Consider the following 15,765-nt stretch of genomic DNA (forward strand, 5'->3'; position numbering starts at 1 on the left):
ACACTGGGGAGCAAAGGATGGGTTGTTCATGATTCGTAGAAAACCGAGGCCTGAACCAGAGACAGCACCTGAGGCTGCAGAACCTTTGCCGAATACGCCGGAGGAGCAGATGAACGCCGTATACCGTCTGACCTTGAAGTGGACCCGGCAGTTAGAGAAATCGCGGATCACCGAGTACATCCAACTGCTGAACCGCCCATGGCGCATGGTTTGGCTAAGCCTGTTGTCCGGAATTGCCCGGGGGGTGGGGATCGCGATTGGGTTTACTTTTTTTGCGGCAACGATCATCTACCTCCTGCAGCTCTTGGGGGCACTGAACTTACCGATCATCGGCGATTATATCGCGGACATCGTGCGGATTGTGCAAAGACAGATGGAGCTTAATACGTATTAGGTCCGGTTCCGAGCGAATCCTCGCTGTCCAAATGCTCCGTGGCACTCATATGTTTCCGGTAAACGCCGTTGCGGTAAAAACAAACATTCTTGCCATAGATATCTGTGGCAACAAAGGATTCGTAAGGCTCTACGAATCCGTCGAGCTCATCGGAGGCCTCGATTTCCATATCGTTATAATCATCGATTTCCCGATCCTCGGCCATCGCCGGTGAATTCGAAGTTCCGTAGCTCTCAACGATTTGCCAAGCATCCTCCCCGTCAAAGCCATTCTGGTCCTCGCGTTCATCCAAGCTCGTGCGGCCAAACGGAGGCGACAAGTAGATTTCCTCGATCGGCCGTTTGGCGGACACGAACGATTGCGGACTGTGGTCTTTACAATACGCTGTTTCCGGGATGGCGCGGAGCCGTTCATAGCTGATCGGCTTGCCGCAAGTTGCGCAGTAGCCGTAGCTGCCATCCTCGATTCGTTCAAGTGCATCCTCAACCCGGGCCAGATGCATTTCATGATGCTCGGTCAGGGCCAAATCTTTGCCCCGTTCGAAGACTTCGGATCCGAGGTCCCCGGGGTGATTATCGATCTGGCTCAGCTCGTTGGTATTATCGCGCATCGATTCATTCATTCCATAATGATCATTGTCCGATAATTGCTCGGTTAAAGCAGACTTGGTTTCCTGCAGTTTCGCGGTAAGCTCCGCGAGCTGGGCTTTCGTTAAATGCGGCATGTGGTTGCTCCTTCCTTCCTGCATCTAGAGCGGTGATTTATAACGTCTCTCCTAGCGGTATTTTGTGCAGAACCATGACGAAATACCTAAGGAAAATCCTTTCGCGCATGGACGGGCCATTTCCGGCTGTGCTACAATATACAAGGCTTAGAAGAGGAATATCCTGCCGCTTGGTGCGAGCGGGAAATGAAAAACGAGGTGACGGACCGCGTGGTATACTTTTTGATTGCATTAATCGTTTTTCTGGTGGATCAAGGCACGAAATATTGGATTGCAACCGGAATGACGATCGGGGAACAGATTCCAGTGATCGGCAACTTTTTCTTGATTACCTCCCATCGGAACCGCGGCGCGGCGTTTGGCATTTTGCAGGATCAACGCTGGTTTTTTATTGTGGTGACTACGGTTGTGGTGCTTGGGATCATCTGGTATTTGCTAAAAATAAAAAATCAACCCAACAAAATGCTGCCGGTAGCGTTGTCTCTGGTACTTGGCGGAGCCATCGGCAATTTTCTCGATCGTGCCGTCAGTGGGGAAGTCGTTGATTTTCTGATGTTTAATTTCGGTTCGTACACGTTCCCTATTTTTAACGTTGCGGATTCTTGCATTGTCATTGGCGTGGCGCTGATCATTTTGGATTCGCTGCTGGAGCTTCGCCGGGAGAAGCAAGCCGCAACACCACAGGAGCATGAGGAAAACGTATGAGTTTGGATCAAACGCTAGAGGATTTTGAAGAAGAGAAGCTTGAGTGGGTGGCCGGACCGGCCGACGCGAAAGAGCGAATCGATAAATTTGCAAAAATGCAGCTGGGCGAAGAGTTCTCCCGCAGCCAGATTCAGCTGTGGATTGAAGCGGGGAACTTGGTTGTAAATGGGGCGTCGGTGAAAGCCAATTACAAGCTGGCCGAAGGCGACCGCATCGTACTGGTGATTCCGGAGGCAGAGCCAACGGAAATTGTACCGGAAGACATACCGCTGGATATTTATTATGAAGACAGCGATGTGATCGTTGTTAACAAGCCGCGCGGTATGGTCGTGCACCCTGCACCGGGACATAACTCCGGGACGCTGGTGAACGCCTTAATGTTCCACTGCAAAGATCTGTCGGGAATCAATGGCGAGCTTCGGCCTGGGATCGTGCATCGGATCGATAAGGACACCTCCGGCCTCATTATGGCAGCGAAGAATGATAAAGCACACGCTTCGCTGGCTGCTCAACTGAAGGCGCATACGGTGACGCGGAAATATTATGCTTTGGTTCACGGCAACGTCAGCCATGACCAAGGCACGGTCGATGCGCCGATCGGCCGCGATCCCCATGACCGTAAGATGTATACAGTGATTGAGCGGAACAGCAAGCATGCGGTCACACATTTTCAAGTGGCGGAAAGGTTTGGCGATTATACGCTGCTGGAGCTCAAGCTGGAAACGGGACGTACGCATCAAATTCGCGTGCATATGAAGTTTATCGGCCATCCGCTGGTAGGGGACCCGCTGTATGGACGCAGCAAAGGGATCAAAATGGACGGACAAGCGCTGCACGCCGCCGTGTTGGGGTTTGATCATCCGGAAGACGGGCGGTATTTAGAGTTTAGTGCACCGATTCCGGCGGATATGGAAGATGTGCTGCAATCGCTGAGAAATCGCTAAGCCACTGCTTAGATATGGTTATTTAACCTATAGAATGTTCACCTCCAGGAGACAGCTTGATCAAAAAGTACAAACGATCAGGTGATTAATCCATTCTCTAAATGGGCCGAATTCCTGCATATTTAAAGTGCGAGTTCGAATCATTTGAGGATGGATTTTTTTCATGAATACGAAGGAGATGGACGTTTGAGATGAGTACGCTGAATGGACAGGAAACTTATATTCAACAACAATTTGCAGAACGCATTGGCGGGGCGAACTACGGCAAAGATACCGCTATTTATAAATTCGAGAAAATCAAACGGGCGAAAGCGGCAGCGAAGAAGGATTTTCCCGATGTTGAACTGATCGACATGGGTGTCGGCGAACCGGATGATATGGCGGATGCCGGCATTGTGGCCAAACTGGCGGAGGAAGCGGCAAAACGCGAGAACCGCGGGTACGCCGACAACGGCATCGCTGAGTTCAAGGAAGCGGCGGCGAAGTATCTTCATGATGTTTTTGGCGTTGAAGATATCGATCCGGTTACGGAAGTGGTGCATTCGATCGGCTCCAAGCCAGCGATCGCTATGCTCCCTTCTTGCTTCATTAATCCTGGGGATATCACGATTATGACCGTGCCGGGATACCCGATTATCGGGACCCATACGAAGTATTTAGGCGGCGAGGTGTACACCGTGCCGTTGACGGAGGAGAATGACTTCCTGCCGGATTTGGACGCGATTCCAGAAGAGGTCGCACGTAAGGCCAAGCTGATGTACTTGAACTACCCGAACAACCCGACGGGCGCGAGCGCGACGAAGGAGTTTTTTGCCAAAGTCGTGGACTGGGCGAAGAAATATCATGTCGTGATCGTACACGATGCACCGTATGCTGCATTGACGTATGACGGCTTGAAGCCGCTCAGCTTCTTGTCGGTACCCGGAGCGAAGGACGTAGGGGTCGAGCTGCACTCCTTGTCCAAGTCGTACAACATGACCGGATGGAGAATTGGGTTTGTTGCTGGCAACCCGCTGATCATTAAAGCGTTCAGCGACGTGAAGGACAACAACGATTCCGGCCAATTTATCGCCATTCAGAAGGCGGCCGCTTACGGGCTAAACCATCCGGAAATCACGGAGCGCATCGCCGAGAAATATTCGCGCCGCCACGAGCTGCTGGTGAATGCTCTGAATGACTTGGGCTTTAAGGCGAAGAAGCCGAAGGGTTCGTTCTTCCTCTATGTGGAAGCGCCGAAGGGCGTGGAAGGCGGACCAACGTTTGAAACGGCGGAAGACTTCTCACAGTTCTTGATCCGCGAGAAGCTGATTTCGACGGTGCCGTGGGACGATGCCGGCCATTACGTGCGCTTCTCCGTGACGTTTATCGCCGATGGGGAAGAAGAAGAACGCCGCGTCATTTCTGAAATCAAACGTCGCCTTGGCGATTTGAAGTTTATTTTCTAAGAAGAATTAATTAACATTGACCATAACGACTTTTTTGATGCCTCTTGGGTTGATCCCAAGGGGCGTTTTTTTGGATTTGCCGCCGCTGCTGCCACCGATGTGCCATGTGTGCAGAATGAAGGGGCAGAGTCCACTTGTAATCTAACGCTTACCAGAGTGCTTATTTGTGCGAAAAACGCAAAGTTTTACTTTTAACGCTTACCAGCAGTCTTATTGAGTCAAAAACAGCCTCTTTTACGATGAAATATCGCAAATAAGCTCTCCTGTAAGCGTTACGACGCAGAATGCCCGAATTTTCCCCAAATAGCGCTTCTGGTAAGCGTTACACAGCAAGTACCGTGCACTAACAAGAACCGTGCACTAAATGACATTACTGCCCACCATCCGCCAAACATCCCGGTTAAATATTCAACATGTTAGGAAATTTATGCAGGGATCTGGCGGGGAGAGCACACGGGTTAAACGGCTTCAGATCAAGGATAAGCCGGGAAAACTAACTGTTGAATAAATATTACATTGAATGTATAATTATTAACAAGCGCATCACAGCAGGCTTCACACGGGGGAAGAATCAACCTCAGTATCGGGAGGTTACAAACTCGGCAGGGTGTCTTGACAGGCTATTTCCATTCTGTCATAATTCATGTAAACCATAAGCACCTTTAATTCAGTCCCGTGAGGCTGGCAAGGTAACGTGAGTGGGGAAATGGGCGAACTGCGCTTATTTAAGTCGGTTCTCTGTGCCTAAATCCTACATGATAGTCATAGGTACACTATGGCTGAAGACTCCTTGCCTGGATATACGGGCAGGGAGTTTTTTTATGCGCCTATCACGGACCGATGCAAGGTGACCCTATCCCTAAGGAGGTCGCAGCTGTGAGCAACGAAAGTCATATCATTATGGACGAAACCGCGATTCGGAGGGCACTGACAAGAATTGCACATGAAATTTTGGAACGCAACAAAGGCATCGAGGGCTGTGTATTGGCCGGCATCAAAACCAGAGGAGTTTACCTCGCAAAACGGCTGGCTGAGCGCCTGGAGAGTATTGAAGGAACCGCAATTCCATGGGGCGAGCTAGACGTAACAAACTACCGCGATGACAAAGTGGAGGCTACTCAAGGGGCGGCCAAAGCCACGTTCCCGGTCTCGATTCAAGGCAAAAAAGTGATCCTGTTCGACGATGTTCTCTACACAGGCCGTACGATTCGTGCAGCCATGGACGCGATCATGGATTGCGGTCGTCCGGAGTCGATCCAGTTAGCGGTACTCGCTGACCGGGGACATCGGGAACTGCCGATCCGAGCTGATTATGTTGGCAAGAACGTACCGACATCGCGATCGGAAGAAATCGAAGTGCTCTTGACCGAGCATGACGGCACTGATCTGGTTCGCATCCTGCATGCACGGGAGGGGAACTGAGATGGCGCTGACTGCAACCGCACTGAAGGAACGCAGCCTCCTCGGGCTGAAGGATTTAAGCGCAGCGGAAATTTCCTCGATTCTCGACCGGGCTGGCTACTGGGATGCCAAGGAAGAGAAGATGATTCCGGTGTTGAAGGAGCACTTTGTTGCGAATATGTTTTTCGAAAACAGTACGCGTACCCGCTTCTCATTCGAGATGGCGGAGAAACGGCTGGGTGCCCAGGTGCTGAACTTCGCGGCAGCCGCCTCTAGCGTAGAGAAAGGCGAGTCGATTTACGATACGGTTCGCACGTTGGAATCGATGGGCATTGATGCTGGAGTCATCCGGCTGAAGCCGATCGGTGTGTTGGAGGAGCTGGCGAAGCGGGTATCCATACCGCTGGTAAATGCCGGGGACGGTAACAATGAGCACCCGACGCAAGCGCTGCTGGATCTATATACGATGAGACAGCATTTCGGGGAACTCGTCGGGCTAAAGGTATCGATCATCGGAGATATCAAGCATAGCCGGGTGGCACGTTCGAATCTGTGGGCGCTGCAAAAGTTCGGTGCCGAAGTGAAGCTGTGCGCGCCGGACAATATGCAAGCACCGGAGCTGAGCGCGTATGCGCCTTACGTTCCGATGGACGAAGCGCTTTGCGCCGATGTGGTGATGATGCTGCGAGTGCAGCTGGAACGCCACGTTGGCGGGCTGATTAAGTCGGCCGAAGAATATCGACTGCATTACGGCTTAACGGAGGAGCGGGCCGCGAGCCTTGCACCGCACGCGCTGATCATGCACCCGGCTCCAGTGAACCGGGGCGTGGAAATCGACGATGCGGTGGTGGAACACCCGCAATCTCGCATCTTCAAGCAGATGCAAAACGGCGTTCCGATCCGCATGGCGGTTCTGGAACGCGCATTGCTCTAGCAAATGAGGGGGAGCGCCTGTAGCTTAGGCGACGGGCGATGGACGTTATTTTTCGGATCGTACTTCAAAATCAGCGGGAGGAGAAATCAGAATGCGGCTCGTCGTAATCAATGCCAAGATCTTAAACGAACAAGGGGAACAAGAAATCGCTCAAATCGTCATCGAGAACGGAGTGATCTCGAACATCGAGAAAACAGGAAGCCTCAAGCAGCTAGTCGCTGAGGAAGGAACACAGGTGATCGATGCAGGGGGCAGACTGGTCACTCCGGGATTTATTGATATGCACGTCCATTTGCGGGAACCGGGATTTGAACATAAAGAAACGATCGAAACCGGTTCGCGTTCAGCAGCGAAAGGGGGATTCACCACCATCGCTTGCATGCCAAATACGCGGCCGGTGACCGACAATCCGGATACGGTTCGCTATGTGAAGGAGAAGGCGGAGGAAGCCGGGCTGGTGAACGTGCTGCCTTATGCGGCGATCACCAAATCTGAGCTGGGTCGCGAGCTGACCGACTTTGCCGCTTTGAAGGAAGCTGGTGCGATCGGCTTCACCGACGACGGCGTAGGCGTACAGAGCGCACAAATGATGAAGGATGCGATGCGTCAGGCGGCTGCGCTGGGGATGCCGGTAATTGCCCACTGCGAAGACAATTCGCTGGTGGAAGGCGCGCCGGTGGCTGAAGGGGAATTCGCCCGCAAGCACGGACTGAAAGGGATCCCGAACGAGTCGGAGGCGATTCATGTCGGTCGGGATATTTTGCTGGCGGAAGCGACCGGGGTTCACTACCATGTGTGCCACGTGAGCACGGAGCAGTCGATCCGGCTGATTCGTCAAGCGAAGCAGCTCGGCATTAACGTGACCGCGGAGGTGTGTCCGCACCATCTGGTGTTGTCGGAGGCGGATATTCCCGGACTGGATGCCAACTGGAAAATGAACCCGCCGCTGCGCTCCCGCCGAGATGTGGAAGCCTGCATCGAAGCGCTGGAGGACGGCACGATCGACATCATCGTCACCGACCATGCTCCGCACAGTGAAGAGGAAAAAGCAAAAGGCATGCAGCTGGCGCCGTTTGGGATCGTTGGTTTTGAGACAGCCTTCCCGCTGCTGTATACGAAGTTTGTGACAACTGGCCGTTGGAGCCTGAAGATGCTGGTGCAGCGTATGACAGCGGACCCTGCTCGTGTGTTTGGTCTAGAAGCCGGACGGTTGGTTCCAGGCGCTCCGGCGGATCTGACGATCGTTGATCTGGACGCGGAACGCACGGTGGATCCTGAGACCTTCGCCTCGAAGGGACGCAACACCCCGTTTGCCGGTTGGAAGCTAAAAGGCTGGCCGGTCGCCACAATCGCCCGTGGAAGACTGGTATGGAATGATGAACTAGAACTGACCCGTTAACGGGCGGATAAGAAAATGTAGTTTAGCTTATGGATAAAGGAGTGCTTCAGGATGCAGGCAAGACTATTGTTGGAGGACGGCACGCTGTTTACCGGAACCTCATTCGGAGCGGAAGGAGAGAAAACAGGCGAGGTCGTTTTTAATACGGGAATTACGGGGTACCAAGAGGTGCTGTCCGATCCATCTTATTGCGGGCAAATCGTCACGATGACGTACCCTCTGATCGGGAACTACGGCATTTCGCGCGATGACTTTGAATCGATTACGCCGTCGATCCACGGGTTTGTGGTTCGCCGCTATGAACCAACCCCAAGCAACTGGCGGGCGCAGTACAATTTGGGTGACCTGCTGAAGGAATACGGAATTCCCGGCATTGCCGACATCGATACGCGCATGCTGACGCGACTTATCCGCCATCAGGGAACGATGAGAGGGATTTTAACGACCTCCAATAAATCGGTGGAGGAATTAAAAGAAATGATGCTGGCAACCAGCATCGCCGAGCTGCGCAACCAAGTGGCGCAAACCTCGACGAAGCATGTGTACAGCAGTCCGGGTTCGAAGGAACGTATCGTGTTGGTTGACTTCGGTGCGAAAAGCGGTATTTTGCGCGAGCTGAACAAACGCGATTGCGACGTCGTGATCGTCCCGCATGATACGACTGCGGATGAAATTCGCCGCCTGCATCCCGACGGGATTCAGCTGTCCAACGGACCGGGGGACCCAAAAGACGTACCGCATGCGGTGAAGATGATTTCTGAACTGCTTGGTGAGTACCCGATCTTCGGCATTTGCCTGGGCCACCAGCTGTTTGCCCTCGCCTGCGGCGCCGATACGGAAAAGCTGAAATTCGGCCATCGCGGCGGGAACCACCCGGTGAAAGAGCTGGCTACCGGCCGCTGCTATATCACATCGCAAAATCATGGATACACCGTAAACGAAGCATCCATCGCTGGGACGGAGCTGGAAGTTACCCATATTAACAACAATGATAAAACCATCGAAGGCTTGAAGCATAAGAAATACCCGGCCTTCTCTGTGCAATACCATCCAGAGGCGGCTCCGGGACCGTACGATAACAGCTACCTGTTCGACCGATTCATCGAGATGATCCGCGAGCACAAGCGGCAAAATCCGCAAAAGCCTCGCCAAGCCGAACTGATGGCCGCTGCGAAAGGAGAACTATAAACCTATGCCGATCAACAAAGACCTTAAGAAAATTCTCGTCATCGGTTCCGGACCGATCGTTATCGGTCAGGCGGCTGAGTTCGATTACGCCGGAACGCAAGCTTGCCAAGCGCTGAAGGAAGAAGGCGTCGAGGTGGTGCTGATCAACAGCAACCCGGCGACGATCATGACCGATACCAACATGGCCGACAAGGTTTACATTGAACCGATCACGCTGGAATTCGTCACGCAAATCATTCGCCAGGAGCGGCCGGACGGCTTGCTGCCGACGCTTGGAGGGCAGACCGGTCTGAACATGGCGGTGGAATTGGCCCGCGCAGGCGTGCTGGAGCGCGAAAATGTGAAGCTCCTTGGCACTCAACTGACGTCGATTGAGAAAGCGGAAGACCGCGACCTGTTCCGCGAACTGATGCGCGAGCTGGAGCAGCCGGTGCCGGAGAGCACAATCATCACTTCGGTGGAAGAGGCGCTGGATTTTGCAAGCGAAATCGGCTATCCGGTGATCGTTCGTCCGGCATATACGCTGGGCGGCACCGGCGGCGGGATCTGCGCTACGGAAGAGGAACTGCGCGAGACGGTGAAGTCGGGGATCCGTTACAGCCCGATCGGCCAATGCTTGATCGAGAAATCGATCGCCGGCATGAAAGAAATCGAATACGAAGTGATGCGCGATGCGAACGACAACTGTATCGTGGTCTGCAACATGGAAAACTTCGACCCGGTCGGCGTACATACCGGGGACAGTATCGTCGTGGCGCCAAGCCAAACGCTGTCTGACCGCGAGTATCAGATGCTCCGTTCGGCTTCGCTGAAGATTATTCGCGCGCTGAACATCGAAGGCGGCTGTAACGTCCAGTTCGCGCTCGATCCGCAAAGCTTCCAATACTACGTGATCGAAGTTAATCCGCGGGTCAGCCGTTCGTCGGCACTTGCGTCCAAAGCGACGGGGTATCCGATCGCGAAAATGGCTGCCAAAATTGCGCTGGGCTACACGCTGGACGAAATCATTAACCCGGTTACAGGGCAGACCTACGCTTGCTTCGAGCCGACGCTGGACTACATCGTCAGCAAAATTCCGCGCTGGCCGTTTGATAAATTCGTTCATGCCAACCGCAAGCTGGGCACGCAGATGAAGGCGACCGGCGAAGTGATGGCGATTGGCCGGACCTTCGAAGAGTCGATTCATAAAGCGGTCCGTTCGCTGGAGATCGGCACCCATCGCCTCTATCTGAAAGGCGTGGAGAACATCGACGATGAAACGCTGAAAACTCGCTTGATCAAAGCGGATGACGAGCGGCTGTTCCTGATCGCCGAAGCGTTCCGCCGCGGCTACAAACTGCAGCTCATTCATGATCTGACCGGAATCGACTGGTGGTTCCTTGATAAAATCGAGCGTTTGGTGGATTTCGAGAAACGGATTGCGGAAGAAGAGTTCTTTTCCTATGAAACGCTGTACGAAGCGAAGCGCTTAGGGTTTACGGACCGGGCGATCGCCGAGCTGCGCGCTGTCGGACAGCCGACAGGCACGCACACGACGGAGGCGGAAGTGAGAAGCTTCCGCAAGGAGCATGGACTGAAGCCGGTTTACAAAATGGTAGATACGTGCGCGGCTGAATTTGAAGCCTCCACGCCTTACTACTACTCGACCTATGAAACGGAGAACGAAGTCGTTCAATCGGACAAAGAGAAGATCGTGGTGCTTGGCTCCGGACCGATTCGGATCGGGCAGGGCATCGAGTTTGACTACTCGACGGTACATGCGGTTTGGGCGATTCAAAAAGCCGGTTACGAGGCAGTGATCATCAACAACAACCCAGAGACGGTATCCACGGACTTTAATACGTCGGATCGCCTCTATTTTGAACCGCTGTTCTTCGAGGATGTCATGAACGTCATCGAAGAGGAGAAGCCGGTGGGCGTCATCGTCCAATTCGGCGGCCAAACGGCGATCAACTTGGCGGCACCGCTGCAAGCGGCGGGCGTTCGTATCCTCGGAACCTCGCTGGAAAGCATCGACGAGGCGGAGGATCGCAAGAAGTTTGAAGCGCTCCTGTCGAAGCTGGGCATCGCACAGCCGAAGGGCAGCACAGTGACCTCGGTAGAAGAGGCGGTTGGAACTGCTCAAGCACTGGGTTATCCGGTACTGGTAAGACCTTCGTATGTACTGGGCGGCCGGGCGATGGAAATCGTCTACTCCGACCAGGAGCTGCTGCGCTACATGGAAGAAGCGGTGAACATCAATCCGCAGCATCCGGTCCTGATCGACCGCTACATGCTTGGCAAAGAGGTAGAGGTCGACGCCATCAGCGATGGGGAAACAGTACTGATCCCGGGGATTATGGAGCATATCGAACGCGCTGGCGTTCACTCCGGCGACTCGATTGCGGTGTATCCGCCGCAGCATCTGTCGGCAGAGCTGAAAGAGAAAATCGTTGAAATCACGGTCAAAATCGCCCGCGAGCTGAAGACGGTAGGTCTGGTGAACATCCAGTTCGTCATCTACAACAACGAAGTGTATGTGATCGAGGTGAACCCTCGCTCCTCGCGTACAGTACCGTTCCTGAGCAAAGTGACGAACATTCCGATGGCGAATGTAGCAACCCAGTGTATTCTTGGGGCGAAACTAAGCGATCTGGGCTACTCCAATGGCCTGTGGCCGGAAAGCCAGCAGGTTGCGGTGAAGGTGCCGGTATTCTCCTTCGCGAAGCTGCGTCGGGTAGAGCCAACGCTTGGTCCGGAAATGAAATCGACCGGCGAGGTCATGGGCCGCGATCCGCAATACGCCAAAGCATTGTATAAAGGCTTGATCGGCGCGGGAATGAAGATTCCTTCAACCGGGGCGATTATCGCTACGGTAGCCGACAAGGATAAACAAGAAGCGGTTGAGCTGCTTCGCGGCTTCTACCGCCTGGGGTACAAGATCATCGCTACCGATGGCACGGCTTCTGCGCTGATCGAGGCGGGTATTCATGTGACGACGGTTTACAAGCTGTCCGAAGGGGTGCCGAACATCCTCGATCTGATCCGGAACGGCGAAGCTCACTTCGTCATCAACACGTTGACGAAGGGTAAAGAACCTGAGCGCGACGGCTTCCGGATACGCCGGGAAGCGGTGGAGAACGGCGTGGTCTGCATGACTTCGCTGGATACCGTGCGGGCGCTGCTGGAGATGCTGGAGACGATCAACTTCTCTTCCCAAGCGATGCCTGCACTTTAATCGCAGCGCTAATGGACACCAGAGACGTTATGGATCTGGTTATAAGCGAAAATCAACTCTAACGGACCGAGGAGACTTTATTTCGATTAATTCGCAGCTCAGCGGCTCCATGCTGGCCAAATAAGGTCCATGGAGTCCGTTACAGCGGGAAATCGCAGGGAAATGCTCAAATAAGGTCTTTCAGGTCCGTTAGAGGACGAAGAATATGGCGGCTCGGAAGCAGAATGCTTCGGAGCCGCAAGCATGAATGGAGGAGAGCGGATTTGCGTTCATTTGAAGAAGCGGCCGGGAAGCTGATCGTGGGCCTCGACTTTCCTGATGCGGAGCAGGCGCGGAAGCTGCTGAAGGAGCTGGAAGGCATCCCTTGTTACATGAAGGTGGGGCTGCAGCTGTTCTATGCGGCGGGTCCGGAACTGATCCGGGAATTAAAGCAGCGGGGGTACTCCGTTTTTCTCGATGTGAAAATGCATGATATTCCCAACACCGTCAAAGGTGGTGCGAACAGCGTCACCAAGCTGGGCGTAGACCTGTTTAACGTGCATGCGGCCGGCGGGCTGGACATGATGAAGGCGGCAAAAGAAGGCGCACTGGCGGCGGTGGAAGCCGACCCGACGCTGACGATGCCAAAGATCATCGCGGTTACGCAGCTGACGAGCACCAGCAAGCAAGTGATGAATGAACAGATTGGCGTCCCGGGCGAAGTTGAAGCCTCCGTCGTACATTATGCGGACCTGGCCCGTTCGGCCGGTTTGGACGGAGTGGTTGCTTCTCCACTGGAAGTTACCGCAATTAAGGAGAAGTGCGGACAAGCCTTCCTGACGGTAACGCCGGGGATTCGTCCAGCGAACAGCCCTAAAGGTGATCAAACGCGTACGTTAACCCCAGGCGAAGCGATGGCGCAAGGCACGGACTATATCGTCGTTGCCCGTCCGATTATCGCTGCCCCTAACCCGCGAGAAGCCGCGGAGACGATCATTAAGGAGATGATGTAGCATGACCAATACCCAATCCGTCGAAGCGCAAATTGCCAGCAGCCTGTTAGAGATCGGAGCCGTTGCGCTTCGTCCGCATCAGCCGTTTACTTGGACTTCGGGGATCAAATCGCCGATCTATTGTGACAACCGTCTCACGATGTCCTACCCGCACATCCGCGATCTGATTGCTGAATCGTTTGCTGCACTGATCCGTAAAGACTATCCGGAGGCCGAAGTTATCGCCGGAACAGCTACGGCCGGCATTCCGCATGCCGCGTTTACGTCGCAGAAGCTGGGGCTGCCGATGGCCTATATTCGCGATAAGGCCAAAGGCCATGGCAAGGAGAATCAAATCGAAGGTCTGATTAAACCAGGGCAGAAGGTGGTTGTCATCGAGGATTTGATCTCGACCGGCGGCAGCTCGATCAAAGCAGCACAGGCGGTGCGCGATGCGGGGGCAGAACCGTTGGCCGTGCTGGCGATCTTCAGCTATCAGCTCGATAAAGCGGTGCAGGCGTTTGCTGAAGCCGGCATCCCGCTGCAAACCTTGTCCAACTATACAGCATTGATGGATGTAGCTGTGCAGCGCGGGGATATTCAGCCGGAAGATCTGGAGCTGCTCAAGTCCTGGCGGCAGGATCCGGCTTCCTTCGGAAATGCCTAAGTACATCCATATGGTTATAACAGCCCCGTGAAGGGCTGTTTTTTTGTCTAAATATCAAAAGACCACCCCTGAGAAGCAACATCGCTTTGTCTCATAAGGTGGTCTTTATTATTACATATGATTTAGAAATGATGGCTGATTACTTAAATGAATACCCTGCGTATTTCTCCGCATTTTGAAGACTCGTCCAGATGTCCGGTGATTCACCGCCGATATGCCAGTAGGCATAACCGGCTATTCCGAACTTCATGCCTAACCTCAGCTTCTCCGAGAGGGATCGGGCATCCTCCAGCCAAATTTTGTGGAGCGTCCCGTTCTTGCGATACTCCATGGTGTACTGCCCTAATGCGTCGTTCCATTTTGGCTTCAGGCCGTATTGGTTCATCCGCTTGTTTTGATCCGCGAGGGTGATGTCCTCGTAAGACAGTGTAGCTCCAGTGCTGCTTAGGCTCCAATCCCGCGTATACAGCGGCATCCCCATGATGAGTTGGTCAGAGGGGACTTGGGCCAGCAGTTTTTGAAGGTGGTTCTCCACCCAGCCAAGCGATGCGATAGAACCGGCAGCAGCCCCGCCCCAATGCTCGTCATAGGTCATAATGACCAGGTAATCGGCGCTCTTCGCCAGTTCCGTGTAATTATAGGCGTCCGACCAGTCGGTGTCGAGATCCGGCGGTAAATCCACTGACAAGACGGCAGAGACGGAATGAAGCTCCTGTGCCAGTTTGGCGATAAAGGCCGTATACAAGCTTCGATCGGAAGCTGCGACATTTTCGAAATCGACGTTGATGCCATGCAGCCCGTATTTTTGAACGTAGGACTTCAAGGTTTGAATCGCTTCGGAAGAAAGCGAGCTGGAAGATAGAAGCTTGTGCGTCGTTTCCTGGTCAAATCGGTTTCCGATCATGGCCCAGACTTGTTTGCCGTTATTTTTCGCCCAGGTTACGAGCGAGGGAACGCTGGAATCAGAAAATTTGCCGGTACTTTCGAGAAAAAACCACCGAGGCACCAGCACGTTCACATTCGATTGCAACACGGCTTTCTTGTAGGCTTCGGTTGACAGGCCGTATTGCCATCCTAGCTTGATGGTCTGGTTCGTGCTGGCTGCGAGCGCATCGGTCCATCGGGTGTCCTGCAGCAGGCGATCCAGGATGACAGCGGTCTCCTGGCGGGTTATCGGCTGTGTTGGATGAAATAACCCGTCGCTGCCCTGCATCAACCCGAGCTCGGTAATGGAGCTGACCGAAGGCTTGGCCCATGCCGCGATCATCGCTGCATCCTGATAATTGGAAGACGAATTGCCGGCGGCGTTTTGTTTTAAAGCGCGGACGATCCATGAAGCGGCCTCCTGCCGGGTTAACGGCTGGTTTGGCTTAAAGATCCCGTCTCCCAAGCCGTTGGTAAGCCCAAGTTCCGTGGCGGCTTGGATTGTGCCATAGTACCAGGCGGTTTTGGGGACATCACGATAAGCGGGGATAGCGGATTTGGCCGGTTCCACCTTAAAGATGCGCGTCAATGTAGTCATAAACTCGGCTCGGGTAATGGAGCGGGTTGGAGAAAATTCAGAACCTGAGGTTCCTTTCATTACATTGTTCGCATTTAAACGGAGGATGGCATCTTTAGCATAGCTGTTTGAAATGTCGTTAAAAGGAAGATCGGCAGCGACCGGCTCTTGCCGAAGCACGACATTGGTGAATAAGAGCGTCGCCGTGAGCAGGATGGGAATCATTTTCTTCATGAAATATTAGTTCTCCTTGCCGAAATTAGTAGAATCCTCCT

The 15,765-nt window shown here is 53.6% G+C and carries 13 protein-coding genes; 11 read left to right on the forward strand and 2 right to left on the reverse strand.

Features of this window, described 5'->3' with window-relative positions; translation table 11 throughout:
* Positions 1–28 precede the first annotated feature (28 nt).
* Positions 29–394, forward strand: a complete 366-nt coding sequence (locus C812_RS04640) for a DUF5665 domain-containing protein (RefSeq protein WP_036624334.1) — start codon at positions 29–31, stop codon at positions 392–394.
* On the opposite strand, the gene C812_RS04645 is transcribed toward C812_RS04640, so the two are convergent.
* Positions 381–1,118 (reverse strand): TraR/DksA C4-type zinc finger protein, encoded by a 738-nt coding sequence (locus C812_RS04645; RefSeq protein ID WP_016311529.1) that lies wholly within the window; start codon positions 1,116–1,118, stop codon positions 381–383. The genes C812_RS04640 and C812_RS04645 overlap by 14 nt on opposite strands.
* A 210-nt stretch (positions 1,119–1,328) precedes the next feature.
* Between C812_RS04645 and lspA the strand changes: the two genes are divergently transcribed.
* From lspA to pyrE, 10 genes are all read left to right on the forward strand, one after another.
* The gene (lspA, locus tag C812_RS04650) at positions 1,329–1,823 is read left to right on the forward strand and encodes a signal peptidase II (RefSeq protein ID WP_036624676.1); all 495 of its coding nucleotides are present in this window, start codon (positions 1,329–1,331) and stop codon (positions 1,821–1,823) included.
* On the forward strand, positions 1,820–2,767 hold the full coding sequence (locus C812_RS04655; RefSeq protein WP_016311531.1) for an RluA family pseudouridine synthase: 948 nt from the start codon (positions 1,820–1,822) through the stop codon (positions 2,765–2,767). Before lspA ends, C812_RS04655 begins: the two co-directional genes overlap by 4 nt.
* A gap of 191 nt (positions 2,768–2,958) precedes the next feature.
* A complete protein-coding gene (locus C812_RS04660; RefSeq protein WP_016311532.1) occupies positions 2,959–4,212 on the forward strand; it encodes an LL-diaminopimelate aminotransferase in 1,254 nt (417 codons plus the stop codon).
* A gap of 876 nt (positions 4,213–5,088) precedes the next feature.
* Positions 5,089–5,634: a bifunctional pyr operon transcriptional regulator/uracil phosphoribosyltransferase PyrR gene (gene pyrR, locus C812_RS04665; protein WP_016311533.1), complete on the forward strand. Its 546-nt coding sequence runs from the start codon at positions 5,089–5,091 to the stop codon at positions 5,632–5,634.
* A 1-nt stretch (position 5,635) separates the two neighbouring features.
* Positions 5,636–6,547 (forward strand): aspartate carbamoyltransferase catalytic subunit, encoded by a 912-nt coding sequence (locus tag C812_RS04670; RefSeq protein WP_016311534.1) that lies wholly within the window; start codon positions 5,636–5,638, stop codon positions 6,545–6,547.
* A 91-nt stretch (positions 6,548–6,638) separates the two neighbouring features.
* Entirely contained in the window at positions 6,639–7,946 is a 1,308-nt protein-coding gene (locus C812_RS04675) for a dihydroorotase (RefSeq protein WP_016311535.1), read from the forward strand.
* A 51-nt stretch (positions 7,947–7,997) separates the two neighbouring features.
* A complete protein-coding gene (gene carA / locus C812_RS04680) occupies positions 7,998–9,134 on the forward strand; it encodes a glutamine-hydrolyzing carbamoyl-phosphate synthase small subunit (protein ID WP_016311536.1) in 1,137 nt (378 codons plus the stop codon).
* 4 nt (positions 9,135–9,138) lie between these two features.
* Positions 9,139–12,351 carry a carbamoyl-phosphate synthase large subunit gene (gene carB, locus C812_RS04685; protein ID WP_016311537.1) on the forward strand — a complete coding sequence of 1,071 codons (3,213 nt, stop codon included), beginning with the start codon at positions 9,139–9,141 and terminating at the stop codon, positions 12,349–12,351.
* 224 nt (positions 12,352–12,575) lie between these two features.
* Entirely contained in the window at positions 12,576–13,343 is a 768-nt protein-coding gene (pyrF, locus tag C812_RS04690; RefSeq protein WP_051134897.1) for an orotidine-5'-phosphate decarboxylase, read from the forward strand.
* Position 13,344: 1 nt separating this feature from the next.
* Positions 13,345–13,989 (forward strand): orotate phosphoribosyltransferase, encoded by a 645-nt coding sequence (pyrE, locus tag C812_RS04695; RefSeq protein WP_016311539.1) that lies wholly within the window; start codon positions 13,345–13,347, stop codon positions 13,987–13,989.
* Between the two features lie 139 nt (positions 13,990–14,128).
* On the opposite strand, the gene C812_RS04700 is transcribed toward pyrE, so the two are convergent.
* Entirely contained in the window at positions 14,129–15,724 is a 1,596-nt protein-coding gene (locus C812_RS04700; protein WP_016311540.1) for an S-layer homology domain-containing protein, read from the reverse strand.
* Positions 15,725–15,765: the final 41 nt, after the last annotated feature.

Origin of the sequence: Paenibacillus barengoltzii G22, assembly GCF_000403375.2 — a bacterium.
GTDB classification, from domain to species: Bacteria; Bacillota; Bacilli; order Paenibacillales; family Paenibacillaceae; genus Fontibacillus; species Fontibacillus barengoltzii.

What these genes read in the sequence shown, in the direction of transcription:
- C812_RS04640 (WP_036624334.1), top strand. Translation starts at nt 29, where the DNA reads ATGATTCGTAGAAAACCGAGGCCTGAACCAGAGACAGCACCTGAGGCT.
- C812_RS04645 (WP_016311529.1), bottom strand. Translation starts at nt 1,118, where the DNA reads ATGCCGCATTTAACGAAAGCCCAGCTCGCGGAGCTTACCGCGAAACTG.
- C812_RS04655 (WP_016311531.1), top strand. Translation starts at nt 1,820, where the DNA reads ATGAGTTTGGATCAAACGCTAGAGGATTTTGAAGAAGAGAAGCTTGAG.
- C812_RS04660 (WP_016311532.1), top strand. Translation starts at nt 2,959, where the DNA reads ATGAGTACGCTGAATGGACAGGAAACTTATATTCAACAACAATTTGCA.
- C812_RS04670 (WP_016311534.1), top strand. Translation starts at nt 5,636, where the DNA reads ATGGCGCTGACTGCAACCGCACTGAAGGAACGCAGCCTCCTCGGGCTG.
- C812_RS04675 (WP_016311535.1), top strand. Translation starts at nt 6,639, where the DNA reads ATGCGGCTCGTCGTAATCAATGCCAAGATCTTAAACGAACAAGGGGAA.
- carA (WP_016311536.1), top strand. Translation starts at nt 7,998, where the DNA reads ATGCAGGCAAGACTATTGTTGGAGGACGGCACGCTGTTTACCGGAACC.
- carB (WP_016311537.1), top strand. Translation starts at nt 9,139, where the DNA reads ATGCCGATCAACAAAGACCTTAAGAAAATTCTCGTCATCGGTTCCGGA.
- pyrF (WP_051134897.1), top strand. Translation starts at nt 12,576, where the DNA reads ATGCTTCGGAGCCGCAAGCATGAATGGAGGAGAGCGGATTTGCGTTCA.
- pyrE (WP_016311539.1), top strand. Translation starts at nt 13,345, where the DNA reads ATGACCAATACCCAATCCGTCGAAGCGCAAATTGCCAGCAGCCTGTTA.
- C812_RS04700 (WP_016311540.1), bottom strand. Translation starts at nt 15,724, where the DNA reads ATGAAGAAAATGATTCCCATCCTGCTCACGGCGACGCTCTTATTCACC.